Source organism: Microbacterium album, from assembly GCF_014643695.1.
In the GTDB taxonomy this organism is placed as follows: domain Bacteria; phylum Actinomycetota; class Actinomycetes; order Actinomycetales; family Microbacteriaceae; genus Microbacterium; species Microbacterium album.
The window spans coordinates 97772-121423 of the sequence record NZ_BMJY01000007.1; the positions used below are offsets into that span (position 1 = coordinate 97772).

The window sequence follows — 23652 nt, forward strand, 5'->3', positions numbered from 1 at the left end:
GTGCCTCACGCGTCGCGTCGCGCCACGACGACGAGCGCGGCGGCGAGGGCCACCGCCGGCCAGGCGAGGGTGAGGGCGATGTCGCCGAGGACCGCGGGGTCGACCGACTCGTGGGGCGTGTAGAGGGCGGCTCCCGTGTGCCCCATCAGGGTCTCGCCGATCCGGTTGGCCCAGTCGAACGGCAGGGTCAGCAGCACTCCGGGGAGCAGCAGGAGGAACAGCAGCACGAGGGTCATCCCCCACGTCTCCGAGCGCAGCAGCGCGCCCACGGCGACTCCCAGCACCGCGGAGAGCCCGACCAGCACGGCGCCGCCGGCGAGGGGGAGGAGCAGCCCCGTGAACACGTCGCCGGTGCGGGGCGGCAGGTCGAAGGCCGCATAGACCAGCGCCACTCCCGCGAGGCCGACCGCGAGCACGACGATGCTCCACACCAGGGAGACCGCGCCGACGACGAGCGCCTTCGCGCCGAGCAGGCCCCTTCGCCGCGGAGCCGCGGCGAGCTGGGATCGCAGCGAGCCGGTTGAGTGCTCCTTCGCGAACGCGCTCACACCCAGGAGGACGCCGACGACCTGGACGATGACGATGCCGTTCAGCGCCATCGCGACGAGCGGCGGCGCGGCCTCGGCCGGCAGGGGCGAGTCCGGTCTCGTGGAGGCGAAGCCCCACATGGCGGCGAAGCCGACGGCGGACGCGATCGTCAGGAGGGCTCCGATCGCGAGCGCGACGGAGGTTCCGCGCAGGCTCCACAGTCCGATCCACTCCGCCCGGGCGAGCCGGGCGAAGGTGACGGCGGGGGCGGCCTCGCTGAACGTGGCGCGGCGCGGGGTGGCGGTGCGGGTCATGGTGGTGGCGTTCATGGGGTCCTTCGTTGCTCAGGCCGCGCTGACGGCAGGGGCGCTGCGGTATTCGACGGCGTCGCCCGTGAGAGCGAGGTACGCGTCCTCGAGCGAGCCGCGCAGGGGGACGAGCTCGTTCACGTCGATGCCCGCGCCCACCGCCCGGCGCGTGATCTCGGCGGCGGGCAGTCCCTCGACCTCGAGGGTGTCGGCGGCCGTCCGCGTCGCGGCGACGTCCGTGGCCGCGAGCAGCCCGGTGAGCCGCTCGGCGTCCGACACCCGTACCCGCACGCGCTCCCGTTCCGAGGTCTGCAGGAGGTCGGTCACGGGTGCGTCGGCGAGGATCCGGCCCTGTCCGAGCACGATGATGTGGTCGGCGGTCTGGGCCATCTCGCTCATGAGGTGCGAGGACAGGAACACGGTCCGCCCCTCGGCGGCGAGCGAGCGCACGAACCCGCGCACCCAGTGCACGCCCTCGGGATCGAGACCGTTCACGGGCTCGTCGAGGATGAGGGTGTGCGGGTCGCCGAGCATGGTGGCCGCGATCCCGAGGCGCTGGTGCATGCCGAGGGAGAACCCGCCGACCCTCCGGCGTGCCACGGAGGCGATCCCCGTCAGCTCCATGACCTCGTCGACGCGGCGGTCGCCCAGGCCGTGGGTGGCGGCGAGCATCCTCAGGTGGGACCGCGCGGTGCGTCCCGGGTGCACGGCCTTGGCGTCGAGCAGCGCGCCGACCTCCGTCATGGGCGCGCGGTGCTGTGCGAACGGGCTGCCGTTCACCGTGACGCTGCCGGCATCCGGTCGGTCGAGCCCGACGATCATCCGCATGGTCGTCGACTTGCCGGCGCCGTTGGGGCCGAGGAAGCCGGTCACCCTGCCGGGACGCACCTCGAAGGAGATGCCGTCCACGGCGGTCTTGGCGCCGAAGCGTTTCGTCAGGTTCTCTGCCGCGATCATGCTGTCGAGGCTAGGCAGCCGGCCGCCGGCGGCGCGTCGGAGCGGGGGCGGATCTTCGACCCGCGGGTCATACTCCGGTACTACGCCCCGATGGGTCGGGCGACGACGTCCCGCCGGGTCCGGCGCGCGCGATCAGGCGGTGATCCAGATGATGTCGCCCGCGCCCTCGGGCAGCGCCGTGGGGACGCCGTCGAGCTCGACGACGCCGGGCGCGACCCGCAGCGTATGGCCGACGGCGATGCCGGCGTTCTCGATCCGCCGCAGCAGCGCGGGATCGCGGTCGCTCACGCGCAGCACGCGTCCCGTGTGACCCGGCGGGGCGTCCGCGAGCCGCACGAACCCCTCACGCTGCACCTGGCCGTCGGTGTCGGGGATCGGGTCCCCGTGCGGATCGAAGCGGGGCCGCCCCAGGCGCACGTCGATCTTCTCGAGCAGCCGATCGCTGACGGTGTGCTCGAGCACCTCCGCCTCCTCGTGCACCTCGTCCCACGAGTACCCGAACTCCTCGACGAGCCATGTCTCGATCAGGCGGTGGCGGCGCACCATCGCCAGTGCCCGCCGCTCGCCTTCCGGCGTCAGCCGCACGGCGCGATAGGGCTCGTGCGCCACGAGGCCCTGGGCGCTCAGCTTCTTGACCATCTCGGTGACGCTCGACGGCGCGATCCCGAGCCGAGCCGCGAGCACGGACGGCGTGATCGGGGCGTCCTGCCACTCCGTGTGGGTGTAGACGGCCTTGAGGTAGTCGTCGATCGCGGGCGAGCTCACGTCACCGATGCTAGGCGGCGCCTGCGTCTCACGGCACATGCTCGGTAGCCTTTCCGGGTGACGGACCCCCTATCGGGCGCAGAGCCCACCCCCGAGCGATCCACGCATGGCGTGGGTCCGTGGCCGGGACCCTGGCCCGAGGATGAGCGCTACGACCCGGAGCTGCTGGAGCACGGCGACAGCCGCAACGTCGTCGACCGCTACCGCTACTGGAGGATGGAGGCGATCGTCGCCGACCTGGACGGCCGGCGCCATCCCTTCCACGTCGCGATCGAGAACTGGCAGCACGACATGAACATCGGCTCGATCGTGCGCAGCGCGAACGCCTTCCTCGCGGAGACCGTGCACATCATCGGCCGCCGCCGCTGGAACCGCCGCGGCGCGATGGTCACCGATCGCTACCAGCACGTCGTGCATCACGAGGACGTCGCAGGCTTCCGTGCGTGGGCCGCGGGGGAGGGGATCCCGATCATCGCGGTCGACAACGTGGGTGCGGCCGTCCCCGTGGACCGGGCGGAGCTGCCGCGGCGGTGCGTGCTGCTGTTCGGCCAGGAGGGGCCGGGGCTCACGGACGAGGCGCTCGCCGCGGCGAGCGGACACATCGAGATCACGCAGTACGGCTCGACCCGCTCCATCAACGCCTCGGCCGCGGCCGCGATCGTCATGTACGAGTGGTGCCGCCGGCACGCGGGCTGAGCGTGCGAGCGGTGGCGAGCGCGGGGCCTACTCGCGCCCGGCGGACACCCAGGTGGGGTTGAACGATCGGTGGCCGACGACGCGGGCGGCGAGCGCGTCGAGGCGCGCGACGTGGGCCGGGTCGAGCCGGATCCCCGCGGCCGCGACGTTCTCGTCGACCCGCTCCGGAGAGCGCGTGCCGGGGATCGGCACGACGGGAAGGCCGAGCGTGCGCCCCTTGTCGTACAGCCAGGCGAGGGCGAGCTGGGCCGGGGCGATCTCGGCCTCCGCGGCGACGGCCAGGACCTCGTCGAGGACGGGCCGGTTGGCCTCGAGCGCGTCGGGCGCGAAGCGGGGGAACTTGGGCCGGCCGTCGCCCTCGCGCATCGCGGCGGGGTCGAAGGCCCCCGTGAGCCACTGACGCCCGAGCGGCGAATACGGCACGAAGCCGATGCCGAGCTCGCGTGCCGCGGGGACGACGTGGGTCTCGACGTCGCGGCTGACGATGCTCCATTCGCTCTGGACCGCGGCGATGGGATGGACGGCAGATGCGCGGCGCAGCTCGTCCGCCGTCGCCTCCGAGATCCCGATGTGGCGGATCTTGCCCTCCGTGACCAGCTCGGACAGCGCGCCCACGGTCTCCTCGATCGGGACGTCCGGATCGACGCGGTGCTGGTAGTAGAGATCGAGGTGGTCCGTGCCCAGGCGCGCCAGGCTCAACTCCAGCTGCTCCCGTACATAGGCGCGGTCGCCTCGGATCCCCCGCTTGCCGACCGAGCCGCCCATGATGATGCCGAACTTCGACGCGAGCTGGACCTCGTCCCGGCGGGTCCGCAGCAGCCGCGAGATGATGCGCTCGCTGCGCCCCTCGCCGTAGATGTTGGCCGTGTCGATGAACGTCACGCCGGAGTCGACGGCGTGCGTCAGCGTGCGCAGCGCGTCCTCGTCCGACACGGGGCCGTAGATGTCGCTCAGCGACATCCCGCCGTACCCCTGACGCGTCACGCGCAGTCCGTCGCCCAGTTCCACGGTGTCGAGCGCGGGGTCGGAAGCGGTCGTCGAGGCTGCGTCTGCGGAGGTCACACCGCGAGCCTAACGGGCCGAGGATGCCGGTGAGGAGCGGTCTGCGTCGCCCGCGGACATCCAGGCGCGCCCGCGCACGCGCACGCCCAGCGTGACCGCGCGCGCCGACAGATAGACGCCGAAGAACGCGGCGGTGAGCCACGCGAGACCGCCCGCGCCCACCGGCGACAGCCACGCGAGCAGCCCCAGAGCGGGGAGGAAGGGCACGAGGTTGAGCCCGCCCGCGATCGCGAGGTAGCGCGCGTCCCCGGCCCCCATCAGCACGCCGTCGAGCACGTAGACGGCCCCGGCGAGGGGCTGGGCGACCGCCATCAGCAGCAGGGCGGGCTGGATGAGCGCGGCCAGGTCGGGGTCTCCCGTGAAGGCCAGGCCCAGCACCCCCGACAGGGCGGCGATCACCGCCCCGAGCGCGAGCCCGAACCATGCGCCCCACGCGAGCGTGCGTCGCAGCACGAACCGGACGGCCGGCACGTCGCCCGCGCCGAGGTGCCGGCCGATGAGCGCCTGTGCCGCGATCGCGAGCGCGTCCAGAGCGAAGGCAGCGGTCGTCGCGATCGTGAAGACGACCTGCCAGCCCGCGAGCTCGGGGGTGCCGAGCGACGTCGCGGCCGCGACCGTCAGCAGCAGCGCGATGCGCAGGCTCACCGTGCGCAGGAACATCCAGCCGCCCGTGAGCGCCGAGCCGCGGATTCCCGCGCGCCGGGGCCGCACTCGCGCGCCGTGTCGGCGCGCGAGCCGCGCCACGACGACGACGTATGCGGCGACCATGCCCCACTGCGCGATGACGGTCCCCGCGGCCGAACCGGCGATGCCCCAGCCCGCCCCGTAGATGAGCAGGGCGTTGAGCCCCGCGTTGGCCGTGAAACCGGCCCCGGCGATCCACATCGGCACGACCGTGTCCTGCATGCCGCGCAGCAGGCCGGTCGCGGCGAAGACCAGGAGCATCGCCGGCAGGCCCCACATGGAGATCCCCAGGTAGGTCACGCCCTGCGCGGCGACGTCCGGCGATGCGCCGAACGCGGCGATGAGCGCGGGGGAGGCGGCATAGCCGACGATCGCGAGGACCGCCCCGATGCCGAGCGCGAGCCACAGCCCGTCGATCCCGACCGACACGGCCTGCCGCAGATCCCCCGCACCGAACTGCCGCGCGACGGCGGGCGTGGTCGAGTAGGCCAGGAAGATCATGAGGCCGACGACGGTCTGCAGCACAGCGGACGCGATGCCCAGCCCCGCCAGCGGCGCGACGCCGAGATGGCCCACCATGGCAGCGTCGACCAGCAGGAACAGCGGCTCGACGATGAGCGCGCCCAGCGCGGGCAGCGCCAGCCGCAGGATCTCTCGGCCGGGCGCCGCGTCCCCGACGCGGGGCGCTCTCGTGCTGCTCACCCCTTCAGGGTAGGCACGGCCCCGGACGCCGGTCTCCGCGCGGGGGACCGGGTCGAGGGGGATGCCGCGGCCGTAGAGTGGCAGCATGACGGACGCCCCTCTCCGATCCGGGATCGCCCTCGATGAGCTGAGCCCCGAGATCCGCCCCCAGGACGACCTCTACCGCCACGTGAACGGCGCGTGGATCGACCGCACCGAGATCCCCGGCGACAAGGCCAGATGGGGATCGTTCCACCTGCTCGCGGAGCAGGCCGAGAAGGACGTGCGCGACATCGTCCTCGAGTCGCAGGCGGCGCAGCCGGGCACGGACGCGCGCAAGGTCGGCGACATCTACGCGAGCTTCATGGACACCGAGCGCATCGACGAGCTCGGCGCGGCACCGCTCGAGGATCACCTGGCCCAGGCCGACGCCGTCACGGACATCCCCTCCTTCCTGCGCACGGTGGGAGCCCTCGACCGGGAGGGCGTCGCGAACGTCATCGGGGTGTTCGTCGAGCCGGATCCGGGCGACCCGACGCGCTACGTGCCGTTCCTCGTGCAGGGGGCGATCTCGCTGCCGGACGAGAGCTACTACCGCCTCGACGGGTTCGCCCGCACGCGCAGCGTCTTCCGCACGCACGTGGAGCGGATGCTGGAGCTCGCGGGCATCGGCGACGCCTCCGGCCAGGCCGACCGGATCATCGCGCTCGAGACCGAGATCGCCGGTCACCACTGGGACAACGTGCGCAGCCGCGACGCGGTCGCCACGTACAACCTCAAGCCGTGGTCGGAGATCGAGCGGCTCCTCGGCCGCGACCTCACGCCGTGGCTCGAGGGCGTCGCGCCCGGCAACGCCGCCGCGTTCACGGAGGCGGTCGCGTATCAGCCGTCCTTCCTGGAGGGGCTCGGCACGCTCCTGACCGACGAGCGGATCGAGGACTGGAAGGCCTGGCTGCGCTTCAAAATCGTGCGCGCCGCGGCGCCGTATCTGCCGGATCCCTTCGTGGCGGAGAACTTCGCGTTCAACGGCACGGAGCTCACGGGCGTCCCCGAGATCCGCGAGCGGTGGAAGCGCGGCGTCGCGCTCGCCGAAGGGGCCCTGGGCGAGGCCGTCGGCAGGGTGTACGTCGAGCGGCACTTCCCGCCGGCCGCCAAGGCCGCCATGGACGAGCTCGTGGCCAACCTGATCGAGGCGTATCGCCAGAGCATCTCCACGCTCGAGTGGATGGGGCCCGACACGCGGGAGCGCGCGCTGCGCAAGCTCGACGCGTTCACGCCGAAGATCGGCTACCCGGCGAGGTGGCGCGACTACGGCGGTCTCGAGATCGACGCCGCCGATCTGCTCGGCAACGTGCGGCGCGCGAGCGCGCACGAGCACGACCGTCAGATCGGCAAGGTCGGTCGGCCCATCGACCGCGACGAGTGGTTCATGACGCCGCAGACGGTCAACGCGTACTACAACCCGCTCATGAACGAGATCGTGTTCCCCGCGGCGATCCTGCAGTACCCGTTCTTCGATCCGGAGCGGGATGCCGCGGCCAACTACGGCGGCATCGGCGCCGTGATCGGACACGAGATCGGACACGGGTTCGACGACCAGGGCAGCCGCTACGACGGCGACGGGCGCCTGCACGACTGGTGGACCGAGGCGGACCGCGCCGCGTTCGAGCAGCGCACGAAGGCGCTCATCACCCAGTACGACGCCCTGACGCCGCGCGGCCTCGACGAGGAGCACAGGGTCAACGGCTCGCTGACCGTCGGTGAGAACATCGGCGATCTGGGCGGGCTCGGCATCGCGCTCAAGGCGTACGAGCTGTCGCTGGGCGGCGAAGAGGCGCCCGTGATCGACGGGTACACGGGCGTGCAGCGCCTGTTCCTGTCGTGGGCCCAGGTGTGGCAGCAGAAGGGGCGCGAGGCCGAGACCATCCGGCTTCTCACGGTCGACCCGCATTCGCCGAACGAGTTCCGCTGCAACCAGATCGTGCGCAACATCGATGCGTTCTACGATGCGTTCGGCGTCACCGAGGCGGATGCGCTGTGGCTGCCCCCTGAGGAGCGCGTGAGCATCTGGTAGCGAGCGTCTGCGGGGGATAGGCCAGGCGTATCATCTCGACATATGGAGCGATTGTCTCGACTAACGCCAGCCACGATCGACGTGTTGAAGGTGCTTGTCGCGGCTGAAGATCCTGTGTGGGGGCTCCAGATCGTCAAGACAACGAGCCGCCCAAGCGGCAGCGTGTACCCGATCCTCGATCGCCTCGAATCTTTGGGGTGGGTTTCCAGCGCCTGGGAGGACGAGACGCCCCGGCACGGCGCGAGGCGTCGCTACTACCAGCTTCATGAGGAAGCGCGGGAACTAGCTGTCGCGGCGATAACCACTTTCGAGAACAAGCAGGCACTGGGGCACTCGCCGCGGATGCGGCCCGTCGGCCTAGCCGGAGCGTAGGCATGCACAGGGGGCAGCGCGCGGCACGATCCACGGTGAGGGCAGCCGCGGCGCTCCTCCCCCACCCGGAGAGCCGGATCATGGCCGAGACGTGGGCGGCCGATCTGGACCATGCCGACGACCTCGGTGTGGACCGTGGCGACATCGCCCGCGGCGCGATCGCTTTCGTTGTTCGCCGGGGTCCGTTCGCATGGGGCCGGAGACGATGGGTGAGAGCCGCGCTCATTACGGTCGCACTCCTGGTCTCGGTGTCCTTCGTTCCCCCGTGGTTCCTCATTCCCATCGTGGGTCTGGGGCTGCTCGCATGGCTGATCGCATCACCGCCGTGCGAGCCGCCGAGAGCTTCCGGAACGTCAGCCTTGTCTTAGCTATATATGTAGATATAGCATCGGCCGTAACGCTCCAAACAGATTGGTGGTCGACATGCGCGAGAACCGGCAATGGCGACCCTGCGCGCCTCCCGCCTATGCGGTGATCGTCCTCGTGGCTTTGGCGCTGGTTCCGGCATGGATCACGATCCCGTCGGCTGTGAGTCTGACCGTGCTCTATCTGATGTTCTCTCCCGTGATGCCGGTGCCGTCGCGCCGATCGTGAAGATTCCGTTGCTGCTTCCCTGCTATATCTACATATCTAGCCCTAGTCTCCCGGGTGGGGCCTCGCCTCGAGGCCCCAGGGATCCAGAATGGGGAGAACGAACGTGAAGAACAGACGAGTAGCGGTCCTCGCAGTCGCCGTACTGGGAGTGTTGGCGATATCGCCGGCAACGGCCGCGAACGCGGAGGGCAGCGAAACCCTCGATGCGCTTCTCGCGCGTGTGGCACCGGAGGTTCGCGAGACCCTGTATGACGGCGCATCCGCGGCGCGCGGCGCCGAAGCAGTCACTCCGGCTACGGTTCCATCGACGGGAGCGGAGCCCATCACGACTCATGGTGAAGATACGAGCGTGTCGATCTGGCTTCCCGCGACAGCGGCCGTCGCGGAGGACTCCGTCGGCGGCCAAGGCGTGCGGCTGTTCGAGCACGGGAACGGTGCGACCAGTGTTCCGCTGGTGAAGGACGACGGATCGGTGCAGATTCTGACCATCCTCGACGATGCCACAGCCCCGGACAGCTACAGCTACAGCATCGACGTGGCGGAGGGCGCGACGCTGACCGTGGACGAGGATGGCGCGGTGCACATCACCAGCGCGAGCGGGGAGTTCATCGGCGGCGTCGCTACCGCGTGGGCGGTCGACGCCAACGGTGCACCTGTCCGCACCAGCTACCAGGTGGATGGGACGACACTTACGCAACTGATCGATCACGACGGCGGGCAATATGCCTACGATCGTTGCGGACCCCTGGCTGGGGCAAGACCTCTACTACCAGCCGACGGTCACGTTCCCCTCCCAGGGCTACAAGATCAACGTCACGCCGCGGGCGTGGGGGCAGACCTGGGCCGGTCCAGCGACCTGGTTTGCACACGTTGACGAGGTGAAATCGAAGCTGGGTAGCAACTCGTGGCGGTGGACGGACACCATCCAGGAGCAGTTCTACTGCCACATTGCAGGACTCCCGGCGTCGCTGCCGCAGTACAACCTCGAGTCCTGGCGGCCGCTTGTGAACTGGGCGCAGTCGCTCGTCCAGTACCGCTGCAATCCCTACGACGGGGCCTGGTCGTAACCACCGGATGGGGGCCAGGCGTCCACTGGTCCCCATCCCACCCTAAGAAGGAGAAACCCATGGCCACTCAGATAGCAACGGCGCAGGCTGCGCGAATTCGGGCTCTCGTCGTCGTCGGGGTCGCGCTCCTGGCCACAGGCCTCTACTCGGTTGCGACTCTCTTCTTCTCCATCTTCGCGCGTTACATGTACGTCGAAGACCTCGACCTCGGGCTCGACGAGAACACGGTCTTCGTTCTCACCCGGATCACGCCCACCGACCGCGGCATCGTCATCCTCGGCGGCATCCTCGCCCTCCTTGGTGTCGCAGCGCTCGTCGCGGCCGCCGTCCGCGGCCGGCGCCGCACCGGCTTTGTCCCGCGGACCTCGAAGAGCAGACGGCACCCGTAGCTGTTGCGACAGGTCGGCGCCCGTCGGCGGTCCGCCGTAGGCTCGGGTGGTGCCGTTCGAGCTGAGCCGTGGAGCCCTCGCGGGCGTCGTCCCCGACTGGGTGCTGCGCTCCGGTGCGCACCTCGCCGGACAGGGGAGCGTGCGCGTCGTCGACGAGTCCTACGCGCCGGAATCCTCGTCCTACGAGGCCCGCGTCGGCCGGTGGGCGGTGTTCCTGGACGTCTGGGAGGACGGCCGCATCGACGCCGAGTGCGAGTCCTGCGGGTTCTCGCTGTGCGTGCACGCGGTCGCCGTGATGCACGCGCTCGCGGCGGGCGCCGCGCAGCGTCGCGGCGGCGGGAGCGGCCGCGTCGAGCCGTGGCGGCGCGCCCTCGAGCGCGTGCTCGACGAGGACCCCGCGGCGGGCGCGACCGAGGTCGCGCTGCTCGTCGGGATCGACGGCGCGGCCGGTGGCGACGGGGTGCAGGTGCGCCCGGCCGTACGCGGCAGCCGGGGCACGTGGATCCGCACCGGCATCGGGTGGCGCGACCTGGACGGGCGGGGGCTGGCCGCGCCCCAGCGGCGCGCCCTCGGCGAACTCGCGGCGCTCTACGAGTCTCGCGAGCACTTCTCGCGAGGGGAGGCGTCCGCCCGCCGGTATCCGAGCCGGTGGGGGTACTACGACCGCGCGCCCCAGTGGATCCGGCTCGACGAGCTCCCGAGCCGCGGGCTGTGGGACGTGCTGACGGAGCTGCGCGACGCCGGCGTCCGGTTGGTCGCCGACACGCGTGCCCAGCCGGAGGTCGTGCTGCGCTCCGAGCCGGTGGACAGCTTCTTCTCCCTCGACCGCCGCGACGGTGCTCTCCATGTGCGGCCCGTCATCGAGCTCGACGCACCCGAGGGGCTCCGGCCGCTGCCGGTCGGCACTCCCGTCGCCGCGATGGCGGTCGCCGACGACGAGCGCGTGCGCGAGCTGGTGCCGCTGCGGGAACCCCTCGCCGACGCCTTCGCGCGGCTCGCACAGGCGGAGCCGTTCGCGATCCCCGAGGCCGCGATCGCCGACTTCGAGCGCGACTACCTGCCGCGGCTGCGCCGGCTCGCGCCTCTGCGGTCGCTCACGGACACGTACGAGCCTCCGGCCCCGCCGCGTCCGGAGCTCGTGCTCCAGGTCGCGCATCCCGGGCTCCTGGCGCGCCTCGCGTGGCGCTGGGAGTATCCCGGCGGCGCGACCGCGCGGATCCCCGCCGACGAGCGGGAGATCGCGGACGCGGTCGCGGCGGCGGCCGGCGACCGGGCGGGCCTGCTCGGCGTGCGCCAGGGCACGATCTTCGGCGCCGCGAGCCTGACGAAGGACGAGACGGTCGAGTTCCTCGCCGCCGTGCTGCCGCGCCTGCGCGATGTCGAGGGGCTGCGGATCGAGGAGACCGACGAACTGCCCCGCTACCGCTTCGCGGAGGAGCTGCCCGTCGTGCACGTGTCGGCCCAGCCGGACGGCAGCGACTGGTTCGACCTCGAGGTCGCGGTGGACGTCGGCGGCGAGCCGGTCCCGCTCGGGACGCTGCTGACCGCGCTCGTCGCGCGGGACCGGTACCTCGTGCTTCCCAGCGGCACGGTCTTCGAGCTCGGCGCGGAGCAGTTCGATCCGCTGCGGCGGATCCTCGAGGAGGCACGCGCGCTGTCGGACCGGCCGTCGGGGCCCCTGCGGATCAGCCGGTGGCAGGTGGATCTGTGGCAGGAGCTGGTCTCGCTCGGGGTGGTCGCCGCCCAGGAGCAGGAGTGGCTCCAGCGGGTGCGCGCGCTGGCGGAGACCGACCGGCTGGCGCCCGTGCCGGTGCCGCACGGCTTCCGCGCGACGCTCAGGGAGTACCAGCGCGTGGGCTACGCGTGGCTCGACTTCCTGCGCGGCCACCGGCTCGGGGGCATCCTGGCGGACGACATGGGGCTCGGCAAGACCGTGCAGGTCCTCGCGGCCCTCGAGCGGGCGCGCGAGGAGGAGCCGGGATCGCGCTTCCTCGTCGTCACTCCCACGAGCGTCGTCGGCCACTGGGTCGGCGAGGCGGCTCGCTTCGCGCCGGGCCTGGCGGCCGTCGGCATCGAAGAGACGACCGCCAAGCGCGGCGTGCCGCTCGCCGAGCGCGTGGGCGGTGCCGGGCTCATCGTGACGAGCTATGCACTGTTCCGTCTCGACTTCGACGAGTACGAGGCGCTCGGCTTCCGCGTGCTCGTGCTCGACGAGGCGCAGCAGCTCAAGAACCACCGCTCACAGGGGTACCGCTGCGCGCGGCTCCTGACTGCGCCGACGAAGCTCGCCATCACGGGCACGCCGCTCGAGAACAACCTGCTGGAGCTGTGGGCGCTCGCGGCTCTTACGGCCCCGGGACTGCTGGGCGGCGAGCGGACGTTCTCCGAGCAGTACCGCAAGCCGATCGAGCGGGAGCGCGACGGGGAGCGGCTGCAGCGCCTGCGCCGCCGGCTGCGGCCGTTCATGCTGCGCCGCACGAAGGAGCAGGTCGCGACGGACCTTCCGGAGAAGACCGAGCAGGTGCTCGAGGTCGAGCTGCACCCGGCCCACCGCCGCGCGTACGCCGTGCGGCTGCAGCGCGAGCGCCAGAAGGTCATGGGCTTGCTGGAGGACGTGCAGGCGAACCGCATCGAGATCCTGCGCTCGCTCACGACGTTGCGGATGCTGGCCCTCGATCCCGAGCTGGCCGGGGAGGCGGCGGCGCCCTCGGCCAAGCTCGACAAGCTGGCCGAACTGCTCGACGAGATCGTCGCAGACGGGCACCGCGTGCTCGTCTTCAGTCAGTTCACGTCGTTCCTCGGCAGGGCCGCCGCGGTCGCGGACCGGCTCGGGCTGGCGTACGCCTATCTCGACGGCTCGGTCTCGGGCGCGGGCCGTCGGCGCATGCTGGAGCGCTTCACGGCGGGCGAGGTCCCCGTCTTCTTCATCTCCCTGAAGGCGGGCGGGTTCGGGCTCAACCTCACGCAGGCCGACTACTGCATCCTCCTGGACCCGTGGTGGAATCCCGCCGCGGAGGCGCAGGCGACGGATCGCGCACACCGCATCGGGCAGACACGGCCGGTGGTGGTCTATCGGCTGATCTCGAAGGGCACCATCGAGGCGAAGGTCGTCGCGATGCAGGAGAAGAAGTCCCGCCTTTTCCGGGACGTGCTGGGCGACGCGGGCGCCGAGCACGTCGGGGCCCTCACGGCGGCGGACTTCCGCGGGCTGATCGAGTAACCGGCGTCACCGGAAGACGTCTCGGGCTCCGGCCGGCACGGGGGGGTCGAACACGCGCAGCGCCGTCGCCAGCATGCGGTAGTGCCCCGTCAGCCAGATCAGCTCCGCGATCCCCTCGGCCCCCACGGCGGCGACGGCGTCCGTGTGCAGGTCGTCGTCGAGCGCGCCGCGGGTGACGAGGTCGCGGACGATCCGCCACACGATCCGCAGCGCCTCATCGCCGGGCTCCCGCCCGGCACGCACGGCCTCGATGTCGGCGTCGGAGACCCCCGCGGCGCGCGCCGGGGGCTCGTGCGCGAACCACTCGAACCCGCTGCGCTCGCACTCGGCCACGGTGAGGATCGCGATCTCGCGTCGACGGTCGTCGAGCTCCCCGCGGAAGCGGATCGCGGCGCCGAGCTCCTGCACGGCGTCTCCCACGCCGGGTGCGAGAAGCATGGGGCCGAACGGACCGAGCAGGCGGCCGTCCTCGTCCGTGAGGGGCGTCAGGCGTGTGCGCTGCGCGCGCGGTCCCGACACGATCGCGTCGTACACCGCCGCGCGGCGCTCGTCGAGCTCTCCGCGCACCGGTGAGCGGAAGCGGCCGTGATCCTCGTCCATCGTCTCTCCTCCTGCGGCACGGCCCTCCTGCGGTGACGCGACGTGCCGCACTACCGTTGTCGCAGATCCGGGTTGTCGTCTCGTGCACGGAGCATGTCGAGACGGGAAGGAAACGGAAAGGGAGCTTCCGCTCGCCGCGCGGTCACCGGCAGACTGCGGCCATGCACAAGCTCATCGTCCTCTACCCGCACCCCGCAGACCCCGAGGCGTTCGCGTCCTACTATGAGGGCACACACCTGCCTCTCGCGGCGAAGCTGCCCGGCATGCTCGCGTGGCGATACACGCTCGACGTCCACGCGGCCGCCGGCGACAGCCCCTACTTCGCGATCTTCGAGGCGGACTTCCCCGACGCGCGGACCCTCGGGGCCGCGCTGGAGTCTCCCGAGGGCCAGGCCGTCAGCGCTGACGTGCCCAACTACGCCCCTCCCGGCACCATCGTGCTCGATTACGAGGTCAAGGGCGGCTGAACCCCCCGGCCGACAGGGAGGGCCCGAACCGTGCGCCGGTCCGGGCCCTCCCTGTCGAAGCGTCACGCGGTGGCGACCGGCTCGGCTCCGTACAGGCGGTCGACGAGCTCGAGGCCGCTCTCGGCCCAGGCGATCTCCGCGCGCGCCCGGGCGACCAGACCCTCGTAGCCGAAGCGCTTGAAGGCCACGGTGCGGTCGCGCTCCTCGGGGTCCTGCGACTCGATGCGGCGCATGAGCATGGGGTTGGCGCGCGCGTCGATGCGCACGAGCTCCTCCTCCCACTGCTCCAGCTCGCCGCTCCAGTGGCGGATGTGGTCACGGAGGAAGGCGCGCGCTGCCGCGGGGGACGCGGCCTCGAGATACGCGGCCTTCAGGTTGGCGGGCTCCCGCACGCGGGCGTAGGGGAGGGGCTCCTCCATCCAGCGGAGATAGTCCTGGTCGCCCTCCGGTGTCACGTGATACACGCGCCGGGTGCCACGCTCGCCCCGCGCCTGGTCCTCGCCGACGACCAGGCCGTCGTTCTCCATCTTTCGCAGCTCGGGGTAGATCTGGCTGTCGGGCGCGTGCCACAGGTGTCCGACAGACACCTGGAACTGCTTCTGCAGGTCGTAGCCCGACAGCGGACCGACGCGCAGCAGCGCCAGGAGCGCGTAGCGAAGGCTCATCCGGTCTTCCCCTTGTCCGTACGTCGTCGTCTGGGTAGGCGAGGGGCCCGGGCGCTCGGCCCGGGCCCCTCGATTCTCACAGCGCTTGGGTCAGTTGTTGTAACCCGTGCGCCAGCCGCCCTGGTACTCCTTGCGGGCGACCGTCGAGTACGGCACGGGGCTGACGACCGCGCGCACCTCGAACTGCTCGTGCGGCTCGACCGAGGCCTTCTTGCTGCCGCCGTTCGGCTCGCCCCAGACGACCTTGACCTCGGTGCCCTCGGGCACGTCCGGGTTGACCGTCGCGAGCGACAGGCCGCGCTTCTCGTTCGAGCTGTAGCCCGTGAACATCGAGTAGCCGACGACCGTGCCGTCCGCGTCGATCACGGCGTCGTAGTTCGCCGAGCCGTAGTTCGCGAGCGGGAGGTCGAAGAACTTGTACTGCGGGCCGTCGACGTCCAGCAGCGACGCCCAGACCTTCGCGAGGTCCTCGGCGTTCCAGGCCAGCGTGACCTTCTTGCGCTGGGTCGCCGGGTCGATCTTCTCGAGCGCGTCGCGACCGATGAAGTCGTGGTCGAACTTCACGAACGAACCGTAGCCGAGCTCCCACGGCGTCAGGTAGTAGTCCTCGATGTTGTCCGAGACGAACGAACCCGCGAGCGTGCCCGTGGCCTCGTAGCTGTCGGCACCGAGCCACTGACGGTAGTCCGCCTCCTCGGCGCCCGTGTAGACGGCCGGCAGCGGCGAGGGGATCCAGCCCGACTCGAGCGTGTTCGACGGGTAGGCCCGCGAACCGACGGGGACGAGACCGAACTCGGCGCCGACCTCGACGATCGTGTCGCGGATGAGGTCGTGGTCCTCGTACGGACCCCACAGCTCGAGGCCGGGGGCGCCCGCCATGCCGTGGCGGAGCGTGCGGACCGTCTTGCCGGCGATCGTCATCGTCGACATGGTGAAGAACTTCAGCTGCTCGAGCGGGCCGCCGTTGAGCTTCTCGATGACGTCCCAGGCGTTCGGGCCCTGGATCTGGAAGCGGTAGTACTTGCGCGCCACGGCGTGGCCGTAGGGACGCGACGGCGAGCGGCGGTCGACCTCGATGTCGAGGTTGGCGTAGCCGCCCTTCTCACCGTGGTACATGAGCCAGTTCGACGCCGGGGCGCGACCGACGTACACGTACTCGTCCTCCGCCTCCCGGAAGAGGATGCCGTCGCCGATGACATGGCCCGAGGCGGTGGTCGGCACGTACTGCTTCGCCTTGTCGACCGGGAAGTTCGCGACCGAGTTGATCGCGGTGTCGCTGATCAGCTTGATGGCGTCCGAGCCCTTGAGGAACACGTTGTCCATGTGGTGCGACTGGTCGTAGAGCACGGCCGTGTTGCGCCACGCCCGCTGCTCCTTGATCCAGTTCTGGAAGTCGGCCGGCACGACCGGGTAGATGTACGAGCCGATCTGCGAGTTGCGCAGCAGCTCGACGGCGTTCCCCGCCTCGTCGATGGCCTGCTGCAGATTCTTGGGTGCCACGATGAACCTCTCTTTGTGGGTTGGGTTGTGGGTTTCGGGATCGTCAGAAGACGATGGTGTGGTTGCCGTGTCGGATGACGCGGTCCTGTGCGTGCCATTCGACGGCGCGGGACAGGACGGCTCGTTCGACGTCGGCGCCGCGGCGCTGGAGCTCCTTGACGGTCTCGGCGTGGGTGACGCGCACGACGTCCTGCTCGATGATGGGGCCCTCGTCGAGCTCCTCGGTGACGTAGTGGGCGGTCGCGCCGATCAGCTTCACACCGCGTTCCTTGGCCTTGCGGTAGGGGCCGGCGCCGATGAAGGCGGGCAGGAACGAGTGGTGGATGTTGATCACCGGCACGCCGACCTTCTGGAGGAAGTCGGCCGAGATGACCTGCATGTAGCGGGCCAGGACGACGAAGTCGACGTTGCCCTCGAGCAGGCGCAGGATCTCCGCCTCCGACTGGGACTTGTCCGGGCCCTGCTGGGAGGGCACGTGGAAGAACGGCACTCCGAAGGAGCGGACGTCGTCGGCGGTGTTGGTGTGGTTGGAGATCACCATCGGGATCGTCACGGGCAGCTCCCCGCGGCGGTGCCGCCACAGCAGGTCGAGCAGGCAGTGGTCGGACGTGGAGGCCAGGATCGCCATCCGCTTCGGCACCGACTGGTCCGTGAGGGTCCAGTTCATCCCGAACGGTTCGAGCGTGCCGGCCAGGTCGGCCTCGATGTCGGCCTTCGCCGCGGCCAGGTCGGCGCGGTGGAACACGACCCGCTGGAAGAAGTCGCCCCCGCCGGGGTCGGTGGAGTACTGGTCCAGCGACACGATGTTGCCGTTGTTGCGGGCGATCAGCGCCGCGACCGCCGCGACGACACCGGGCTGGTCCGGGCCGTGGACGATCAGGCACGCCTGGTCGAGCAGGGGGGTCACCTGGGCGCTCATCGGGCCGCACCCCCGGAGACCTTGCTCTGGTAGTCGCGGCACCACTCGGCCGTGGCGCGGAGGCCGCCGAACGCGTACATGTGCAGCTTCACGTCCCCGGCCTTGGGGTCGGCTTCGACCAGGTCGGCCAGTTCCGTGACGAACTTGTCAGGTCCGGCGGTGCCCATGAGGTTGGTCAGCGAGAAGCCGTACTTCTTCACGATCATCGCGTTCGCGCCGACGCCGAAGCGGCGGGCGAAGTTGATCAGGCGCTTGATGCCGGCAGGTCCCGGGGTGCCGATGCGGATGGTCGCGTCGATCCCACGGTCGCGGACGCCACGGGTCCACGACATGACCGGGTCGGTGTCGAATGCGAACTGCGTCAGGATGACCGCGCCGAGGTCCTGCTCCTTGAGCGAGGCGGCCTTCTTCTCGAGGTGGTCCCACAGCACGTCGGTCTTGATGTCGGGGTGGCCCTCCGGGTAGCCCGAGATCGACACCTCCTTGACGCCGTACTTCTGCAGCACGCCCGAGCGGATCAGGTCGTAGGCGCTGTCGTACGGGCCCTCCGGCGTGGTCGGGTCGCCGCCGACCGCGAACACGTGCTCGGTCGCGCCGACCTGCTGCAGCCGGTCGAGGAACTCCTCCAGCTGCGCCTGCGAGGACAGACGGCGGGCGGAGATGTGCGGGATCGGGATGAAGCCCGCGTCCTTGACCGCCTTCGCCGCGGTTACGCGCATCTCCAGGTCCTCGTTCCCGAGGAACGTCACGTTCACACGCGTCCCCTGAGGGATCACGTCCTGAGCCTCCCGGAGACCCGGCACGTCCTTGCCGGTCATCTCCAGGGAGAAGTCGTCGATGATCTTCGCCTGCGGCGAGGTGGTGTCAGCCACGGGGGTCCTTTCGGTCCGTTGCGCGCCTTCGCGCATCCGAGATGGACATTACCTATCTCGATAGGGAAAGTCCATAGGGGTCAGAAAATTTTCTCCGGCCTCGTCCGCCGGACGGAACGACGCATGCCCCGGGCGAGTGGCCCGGGGCATGCGTCGACATGGCGTCAGTTCGCGCGGTAGCTGGTGCGCGCCTCCTCCGTCAGGGGAGCCGGCTGCACGGTCGCGCGGATGGTGACCTGCACGTGGTCCTCGACCTGGAGCTTGGAGGACGGGGTGTCCTCGCCCCACACGACGGTGATCTCGGTGCCCGGCGTGGCGAACTCGGGCTCGACGACCGCGAGCGAGAGGATCGCACGCTCGTTCGCCGAGTAGCCGGTCCACGTGGACAGGCCCACGACGCGGCCGTCGGCCTCGACGCGGTCGTAGTGGAACGTGTCGTACAGGGACATCGGGAGGTTGAAGTACTTCGCCCCCGGGCCCTGGTGGAACAGGGACGAGCCGATCGCCTTCTCGACGTCCTCGCCGTTCCAGACCAGCGTCACCTTGCGGCGGGTGTCGGTCTTGCCGTCCGCCACCATCTTCTCGAGCGCCTCGCGGCCGATGAAGTCGTGGTCGAACGCCACGAGCCGGCCGTAGTCCAGCTCGTAGGGCGTGATGTAGTAGTCCTCGATGTTCTCCGAGTGGAAGCTGCCGCCGAGGGGCGAGATCGTCTCGTAGGCGTTCTCCTTCAGCCAGCGGCGGTACGGGGCGAGCTCCTCGCCCGTGTAGATCGCGGGCAGCGGGCGGGGCAGCCAGCCGGACTCGAGCGCGTTGGTGTGGTACGCGCGGCCGCCGACCTGGACGAGGTCGTACTTCTTGCCGGCCTCGAGGAGCGCGCTGTGCACGGCCTCGTGGTCCTCCCAGGGGCCCCACATCTCGAACCCGGGCTCGCCCGCCATACCGTGACGGAGCGCGCGGACCTCCTTGCCGCCGATCGTGAAGCGCGTCATGTGGAAGAACTTCAGCTTCGGCGGCTCCTCGCCGGTCGCCTCGCGGATGACGTCGAGCGCGCCCGGGCCCTGCACCTGGTAGCGGTACACGACCGGGTCGCCCTGGCGGACCAGCGAGTTGTCGTCGCGCCAGATCCGGACGTCGTAGCCGCCCGTGACGGCGTGGTAGTGCAGCCAGTTGATCGACGGCGGGATGCCGACGGCCTGGTACTCGTCCTCCTCGAGGTGGAAGAGGATGTTGTCGCCGATGACGTGACCCGACGGGGACACGGCGACGTACTGCTTCGCCATGTCGACGGGGAAGTTCTCGACGGAGTTGATCGCCGTGTCGCGGATCAGCTTGAGCGCGTCGGGGCCCTTGATGTTGAGGTCCGCCATGTGGTGCGACTGGTCGTAGATCACCGCGGTGCGGCGCCACGCCAGCTGCTCGTCGCGCCAGTTCGAGAACTCCTGCACCACGCGGGGCACGACCGCCGGCGGGGTCTGCGACTCCCAGAGCAGCGGGACCGGGCCGCCCGCCTCCGAGATCGCCTCTTCGAGATTGCTCGCCATGATTCCTCCTTGAATCGCGTGCGCTCCTCGGCGCCACGCAGTCCCAGTCTTGACAGGGGACGGCACCCCTGTAAAACATGAGTTTGTGCGGTAGCACCCCAGCTGAACCGATGAGCCCGGGAGACACGTGGCCGAGATTCCCTTCACGCTGCGGCAGCTGGAGTACTTCGACGCGGTCGCGAGCGAGGGATCCATCGCCGCCGCGGCGCAGCGGTGCCGCGTGAGCGCCTCGGCGCTCGCTCTCGCGATCGACGAGCTCGAACGCCACCTTTCGTTGCAGCTGCTGGTGCGGCGCAAGGGTCGCGGGGTGACGCTGACCCCGGCCGGGTCGCGCGTCCTGTCCCTCGCGCGTCGGCTGCTCACGGGGGCCGAGACGCTCGCCGAGGACGCGTGGCAGGCGTCGACCAGCCTGACGGGGGTGCTCCGCCTCGGGTGCTTCTCGACGCTCGCTCCGTTCCTCCTGCCCGCGGTCATGCAGGACTTCCAGCGCGCTCACCCGGGCCTCGAGCTCGAGTACGTCGAGGCGAGCGCGCCCGAGCTGCACGAACTGCTCCTCCAGGGACGGATCGACGCCGCTCTGCTCTACAGCGTGGACGTGTCGGCCCAGCTGACGTTCGACCCCGTGCGCGAACAGACCCCGCACGTCGTCGTCGCCGAGGACCACCCCCTCGCCGGCCGCGGATCCGTGCCGTTGGGGGAGCTGATCTCGGAGCCGCTCGTGCTGCTGGATGTCGAGCCCACGCGCCAGAACACCGAGCACCTCTTCGCGGCGCTCGGGCTCCGCCCCACCGTGGGGCACACGACGACGAGCTTCGAGCTGGCCCGGTGCCTCGTCGGCCGCGGGCTGGGGTACGCCATCCTGTTCCAGCGTCCCGCGTCCGAGGTCACGTACGACGGGCATCGCGTGCGCGGCATCGAGATCTCCGACGGCGTGCCCCCGACGGTGATCGGTCTGGCCCGTCCGCACGGTGCCCCCCGCACGGGCCGCTACCGCGTGCTGCACGAGTTCCTCGCGCGTTCGTAGGCGCGAGGGCGCGAGGTGCCCGCGTCCGTGCGTGCGCGCCCGGTCAGGCGGCGATCGTTCGGCAGAAGTCGCGCAGCGCCGTCGCCCGGCGCGTGAGCGGGGCGCCCGACGCGTGCGCCATGACGATCGCGATGTCCGCCGTCGCGTCGCGCAGGGGGCGGGACACGACCTCCCGACCGTCGTAGGTGCGGCTGTCTGGAGGCCGTTGCGCCAGCAGGGCGTAGCCGAGCCCGCGGCCGACGAGGCTGCGCACGAGCTCCAGATTCGACGTGTGGATCAGTTCCTCCCCCGAGCGTGCGGCGAAGTCGTCCTCGTCGGGCAGCGGGATGCTGAGGCGGATGCGCTGCTGACCCTCGAGGTCCGCCAGCGACAGCTCCGGCTCGGCGGCGAGCGGATGATCGGCCGCCAGCAGCACGTAGGGCCGCAGGCGCGCGATCTCGTCGAGGTCCAGCCCCTCGCCGGGGCGGCGCTCGTACAGCAGCGCCACCTCGATGTCGCCGTCGAGCAGGCGCCGCTCGAGTTCGGGCTGGGTGCCCTCGTGGAAGCTCAGCGTGAGCCGGGGATGCGAGCGTGCGAAGACGTCCAGGATCTCGGGCAGGTAGAACGGCCCCAGCCCGGGGTGGTAGCCCACCTTGAGGGAGCCGGCCACCTGACCGCCCGCGGCCTCGGCGCGCAGTTGGAGCTCGGTGGCGAACGACAGCACGGTGCGCGCCTCGGCGAGCGCACGCCGCCCGGCAGGCGTGAGCGAGACGCCCTTCGCGCGTCGCCGCACGAACAGCTGGATCCCCAGCGCGCGCTCGAGCTCGGTCAGCGCGATCCCGATCCCGACGTGCGACACGTGACAGCGCTCCGCCGCGGCCTTGAGCGTGCCCGCCTCCGCCGTCGCGACGAAGTACTCCAGTTGCTTCAGCGTGTACCGCGCCTGAAACACGACGCCTCCCGTCGCTGCACACATACGTAAACTGAACCTTCTTAGCGCGCAGATTACCGTTACTTTACCTACGAGACCTGGGGGCCGGATACTCGGATCACCGCCTCACACCGCTGTGATGGCACCGTCAGGAAGGGGACGCGGTGGTTCAGCCTGCTCAGGGATTCGATCAGCCGATCATCGATGTGGACGTGCATCAGCGCTGGCGGCGCGTCGACGAGGTCATGCATCGCCTGCCGGAGCGCTGGCGCACCCTGCTGGAGTCGCGCACCGGCGGCCCCCGCATGTCGCTGATGCCGGCCGGGCTGTCGTATCCGTTCCAGCGCGGCGTGAACAAGCGCCTCGAGGCCCTGCCCGAGGACGGCCAGGGCACGAGCTTCGAGCTCATGAAGTCCCAGTACCTCGACCAGTACCCGTCGGTGCGCGCGATCAACCTCGCGTTCGACATCGGGCACGAGGTCGCGCAGCGCAACCCCGAGTTCAGCGTCGCGCTCGCCTCGGCGATGAACGACTGGGTGCTCGACGAGTGGGTTCCCCTGGACGAGCGCGTGCGCACGACGATCGTCGTGGCGAGTGAGCTCCCGGAGCTCGCCGCCCAGGAGATCCGCCGCCTCGCCCACCACGACGCCGTGACCGGCGTGCTCTTCTCGTGGAACGCCTTCGGCAAGCCGCTGGGGCACCCCGTGTACGACCCCATCTACCGTGCCGCGGAGGAGGTCGGCCTGCCCATCGTGCTCCACGGTGCCGCGGGCGAGACGGAGGGCGGCCTCGCCCACACCGCCGCCGGCGGGATCCCCGGCTCCCGGCTGGAGTGGCACACGCTGCTGCAGCAGCCGACGCTCACCCATCTGGCGAGCTTCGTGTCGCAGGGGACGTTCGAGAAGTTCCCGCGCCTGAAGGTGCTGGCGGTGGAGACCGGTCTGGCCTGGGTGCCCAACTTCTTCTGGCGGCTCGACGCACACTATGCCGAGCTGCGCGCCGAGAGCGCGTGGGTCAAGCGCCGCCCTACCGAGTACCTGCGCGAGCACGTCAAGTTCAGCACGCAGCCGATGGAGCTCACACCGCGCAAGGAGCAGCTGATCGAGCTGTTCGAGGCGATGGGCGGCATGGAGGACCTGCTCTGCTTCTCGAGCGACTACCCGCACTGGGACGCCGACGACCCCTTCTACGTGGCGAGCCGCCTGCCGGACTCGTGGCGGCCCAAGGTGTTCTACGACAACGCGCGCTCGATCCTGCGGCTCAACGGGCTCGCCGAGACCACGCAGGCCGCCGCGTGAGCGCCGTGGACAGCGGTGCCGCGGACCGCACCGATCAGCGACGTGCCGCGCGCCCCGCGCGCGACGGACGCGTGCGCGAGACGGGCCGCTCGCGCGGCATCGACATCGGCGCGTTCGCCGACTTCGAGGACCGCAAGATGCGCAGCGTCGAGGTCGGGGGCATGGAGCTCGGGGTCTGCCGCTGGGGCGACGAGATCTTCGTGTTCCGCACGGCCTGCCCTCACGAGGGCGCGCCGCTGTGCGCGGGCTTCCTGCAGAAGAAGCTCAGCGCGACGCTCGTCGACGAGGAGCCGAGGCTCGAGGTCGACGAGGAGTCGCCGGTCGTGCTGTGTCCCTGGCACCGCTGGGAGTTCGATCTGCGCACGGGCGAGGCGGCCTGGCCCGGATTCAAAATGCGCACCTACCGCGTGACCGTCGAGGACGGCCGGGTGCTCGTCAGCATGGGAAGGAAGTGAGCGT

At 70.7% G+C, this 23652-nt stretch carries 24 protein-coding genes; 12 read left to right on the top strand and 12 right to left on the bottom strand.

The window, feature by feature from the left end; genetic code table 11:
• Nucleotides 1-5: 5 nt before the first annotated feature.
• The 3 genes from IEX37_RS09795 to IEX37_RS09805 form a co-directional block, all read right to left on the bottom strand.
• On the bottom strand, nucleotides 6-857 hold the full coding sequence (locus IEX37_RS09795) for an ABC transporter permease subunit (protein ID WP_188756083.1): 852 nt from the start codon (nucleotides 855-857) through the stop codon (nucleotides 6-8).
• Between the two features lie 15 nt (nucleotides 858-872).
• On the bottom strand, nucleotides 873-1793 hold the full coding sequence (locus IEX37_RS09800) for an ABC transporter ATP-binding protein (protein WP_188756084.1): 921 nt from the start codon (nucleotides 1791-1793) through the stop codon (nucleotides 873-875).
• 132 nt (nucleotides 1794-1925) lie between these two features.
• Nucleotides 1926-2558 (bottom strand): metal-dependent transcriptional regulator, encoded by a 633-nt coding sequence (locus IEX37_RS09805; protein ID WP_188756085.1) that lies wholly within the window; start codon nucleotides 2556-2558, stop codon nucleotides 1926-1928.
• 57 nt (nucleotides 2559-2615) lie between these two features.
• On the opposite strand from IEX37_RS09805, the gene IEX37_RS09810 reads away from it, so the two are divergent.
• Nucleotides 2616-3254, top strand: a complete 639-nt coding sequence (locus tag IEX37_RS09810) for a TrmH family RNA methyltransferase (RefSeq protein WP_188756086.1) — start codon at nucleotides 2616-2618, stop codon at nucleotides 3252-3254.
• 27 nt (nucleotides 3255-3281) lie between these two features.
• Here the strand turns inward: IEX37_RS09810 and IEX37_RS09815 are convergent, their stop codons facing one another.
• On the bottom strand, nucleotides 3282-4316 hold the full coding sequence (locus IEX37_RS09815) for an aldo/keto reductase (RefSeq protein ID WP_308421667.1): 1035 nt from the start codon (nucleotides 4314-4316) through the stop codon (nucleotides 3282-3284).
• A gap of 9 nt (nucleotides 4317-4325) precedes the next feature.
• On the bottom strand, nucleotides 4326-5702 hold the full coding sequence (locus IEX37_RS09820; protein ID WP_229663190.1) for an MATE family efflux transporter: 1377 nt from the start codon (nucleotides 5700-5702) through the stop codon (nucleotides 4326-4328).
• Between the two features lie 85 nt (nucleotides 5703-5787).
• Here IEX37_RS09820 and IEX37_RS09825 point away from each other — a divergent pair, with 85 nt between their 5' ends.
• The 7 genes from IEX37_RS09825 (at nucleotide 5788) to IEX37_RS09850 (ending at nucleotide 13397) form a co-directional block, all read left to right on the top strand.
• A complete protein-coding gene (locus IEX37_RS09825) occupies nucleotides 5788-7755 on the top strand; it encodes a M13 family metallopeptidase (protein WP_188756088.1) in 1968 nt (655 codons plus the stop codon).
• Nucleotides 7756-7797: 42 nt separating this feature from the next.
• The gene (locus tag IEX37_RS09830; RefSeq protein WP_188756089.1) at nucleotides 7798-8127 is read left to right on the top strand and encodes a PadR family transcriptional regulator; all 330 of its coding nucleotides are present in this window, start codon (nucleotides 7798-7800) and stop codon (nucleotides 8125-8127) included.
• A 414-nt stretch (nucleotides 8128-8541) separates the two neighbouring features.
• The gene (locus IEX37_RS09835; RefSeq protein WP_188756090.1) at nucleotides 8542-8721 is read left to right on the top strand and encodes a hypothetical protein; all 180 of its coding nucleotides are present in this window, start codon (nucleotides 8542-8544) and stop codon (nucleotides 8719-8721) included.
• A 103-nt stretch (nucleotides 8722-8824) separates the two neighbouring features.
• Entirely contained in the window at nucleotides 8825-9595 is a 771-nt protein-coding gene (locus IEX37_RS15970; RefSeq protein WP_229663198.1) for a hypothetical protein, read from the top strand.
• Complete coding sequence (locus IEX37_RS09840) at nucleotides 9528-9788, top strand: DUF2599 domain-containing protein (RefSeq protein ID WP_229663196.1); 261 nt, start codon at nucleotides 9528-9530, stop codon at nucleotides 9786-9788. Before IEX37_RS15970 ends, IEX37_RS09840 begins: the two co-directional genes overlap by 68 nt.
• 59 nt (nucleotides 9789-9847) lie before the next feature.
• On the top strand, nucleotides 9848-10177 hold the full coding sequence (locus IEX37_RS09845) for a hypothetical protein (protein ID WP_188756092.1): 330 nt from the start codon (nucleotides 9848-9850) through the stop codon (nucleotides 10175-10177).
• A gap of 49 nt (nucleotides 10178-10226) precedes the next feature.
• Nucleotides 10227-13397 carry a DEAD/DEAH box helicase gene (locus tag IEX37_RS09850; protein WP_188756093.1) on the top strand — a complete coding sequence of 1057 codons (3171 nt, stop codon included), beginning with the start codon at nucleotides 10227-10229 and terminating at the stop codon, nucleotides 13395-13397.
• A 6-nt stretch (nucleotides 13398-13403) separates the two neighbouring features.
• On the opposite strand, the gene IEX37_RS09855 is transcribed toward IEX37_RS09850, so the two are convergent.
• Nucleotides 13404-13997, bottom strand: a complete 594-nt coding sequence (locus IEX37_RS09855; protein WP_188756094.1) for a carboxymuconolactone decarboxylase family protein — start codon at nucleotides 13995-13997, stop codon at nucleotides 13404-13406.
• A gap of 161 nt (nucleotides 13998-14158) precedes the next feature.
• Here IEX37_RS09855 and IEX37_RS09860 point away from each other — a divergent pair, with 161 nt between their 5' ends.
• Nucleotides 14159-14464, top strand: coding sequence for an EthD family reductase (locus tag IEX37_RS09860; protein ID WP_188756095.1), 306 nt, complete (start codon nucleotides 14159-14161; stop codon nucleotides 14462-14464).
• A gap of 62 nt (nucleotides 14465-14526) precedes the next feature.
• Here IEX37_RS09860 and IEX37_RS09865 read toward each other — a convergent pair whose 3' ends face one another.
• The 5 genes from IEX37_RS09865 to ligM (IEX37_RS09885) form a co-directional block, all read right to left on the bottom strand.
• A complete protein-coding gene (locus IEX37_RS09865) occupies nucleotides 14527-15129 on the bottom strand; it encodes a PadR family transcriptional regulator (RefSeq protein WP_188756096.1) in 603 nt (200 codons plus the stop codon).
• A gap of 90 nt (nucleotides 15130-15219) precedes the next feature.
• Entirely contained in the window at nucleotides 15220-16629 is a 1410-nt protein-coding gene (ligM, locus tag IEX37_RS09870; protein ID WP_188756097.1) for a vanillate/3-O-methylgallate O-demethylase, read from the bottom strand.
• 43 nt (nucleotides 16630-16672) lie between these two features.
• The gene (gene purU, locus IEX37_RS09875) at nucleotides 16673-17548 is read right to left on the bottom strand and encodes a formyltetrahydrofolate deformylase (RefSeq protein ID WP_188756098.1); all 876 of its coding nucleotides are present in this window, start codon (nucleotides 17546-17548) and stop codon (nucleotides 16673-16675) included.
• On the bottom strand, nucleotides 17545-18420 hold the full coding sequence (locus tag IEX37_RS09880; RefSeq protein ID WP_308421668.1) for a methylenetetrahydrofolate reductase: 876 nt from the start codon (nucleotides 18418-18420) through the stop codon (nucleotides 17545-17547). The genes purU and IEX37_RS09880 overlap by 4 nt, the downstream gene beginning before the upstream one ends.
• Before the next feature lie 164 nt (nucleotides 18421-18584).
• The gene (gene ligM, locus IEX37_RS09885; protein ID WP_188756100.1) at nucleotides 18585-19961 is read right to left on the bottom strand and encodes a vanillate/3-O-methylgallate O-demethylase; all 1377 of its coding nucleotides are present in this window, start codon (nucleotides 19959-19961) and stop codon (nucleotides 18585-18587) included.
• A gap of 127 nt (nucleotides 19962-20088) precedes the next feature.
• On the opposite strand from ligM (IEX37_RS09885), the gene IEX37_RS09890 reads away from it, so the two are divergent.
• Nucleotides 20089-20985 carry a LysR family transcriptional regulator gene (locus IEX37_RS09890; RefSeq protein ID WP_188756101.1) on the top strand — a complete coding sequence of 299 codons (897 nt, stop codon included), beginning with the start codon at nucleotides 20089-20091 and terminating at the stop codon, nucleotides 20983-20985.
• A 43-nt stretch (nucleotides 20986-21028) separates the two neighbouring features.
• Here IEX37_RS09890 and IEX37_RS09895 read toward each other — a convergent pair whose 3' ends face one another.
• Nucleotides 21029-21940 carry a LysR substrate-binding domain-containing protein gene (locus IEX37_RS09895; protein ID WP_188756102.1) on the bottom strand — a complete coding sequence of 304 codons (912 nt, stop codon included), beginning with the start codon at nucleotides 21938-21940 and terminating at the stop codon, nucleotides 21029-21031.
• A gap of 119 nt (nucleotides 21941-22059) precedes the next feature.
• Between IEX37_RS09895 and IEX37_RS09900 the strand changes: the two genes are divergently transcribed.
• Together IEX37_RS09900 and IEX37_RS09905 are read left to right on the top strand one after the other, a co-directional pair.
• Nucleotides 22060-23193: an amidohydrolase family protein gene (locus tag IEX37_RS09900; RefSeq protein ID WP_188756103.1), complete on the top strand. Its 1134-nt coding sequence runs from the start codon at nucleotides 22060-22062 to the stop codon at nucleotides 23191-23193.
• On the top strand, nucleotides 23190-23648 hold the full coding sequence (locus IEX37_RS09905) for a Rieske (2Fe-2S) protein (RefSeq protein WP_188756104.1): 459 nt from the start codon (nucleotides 23190-23192) through the stop codon (nucleotides 23646-23648). Before IEX37_RS09900 ends, IEX37_RS09905 begins: the two co-directional genes overlap by 4 nt.
• Nucleotides 23649-23652 lie beyond the last annotated feature (4 nt).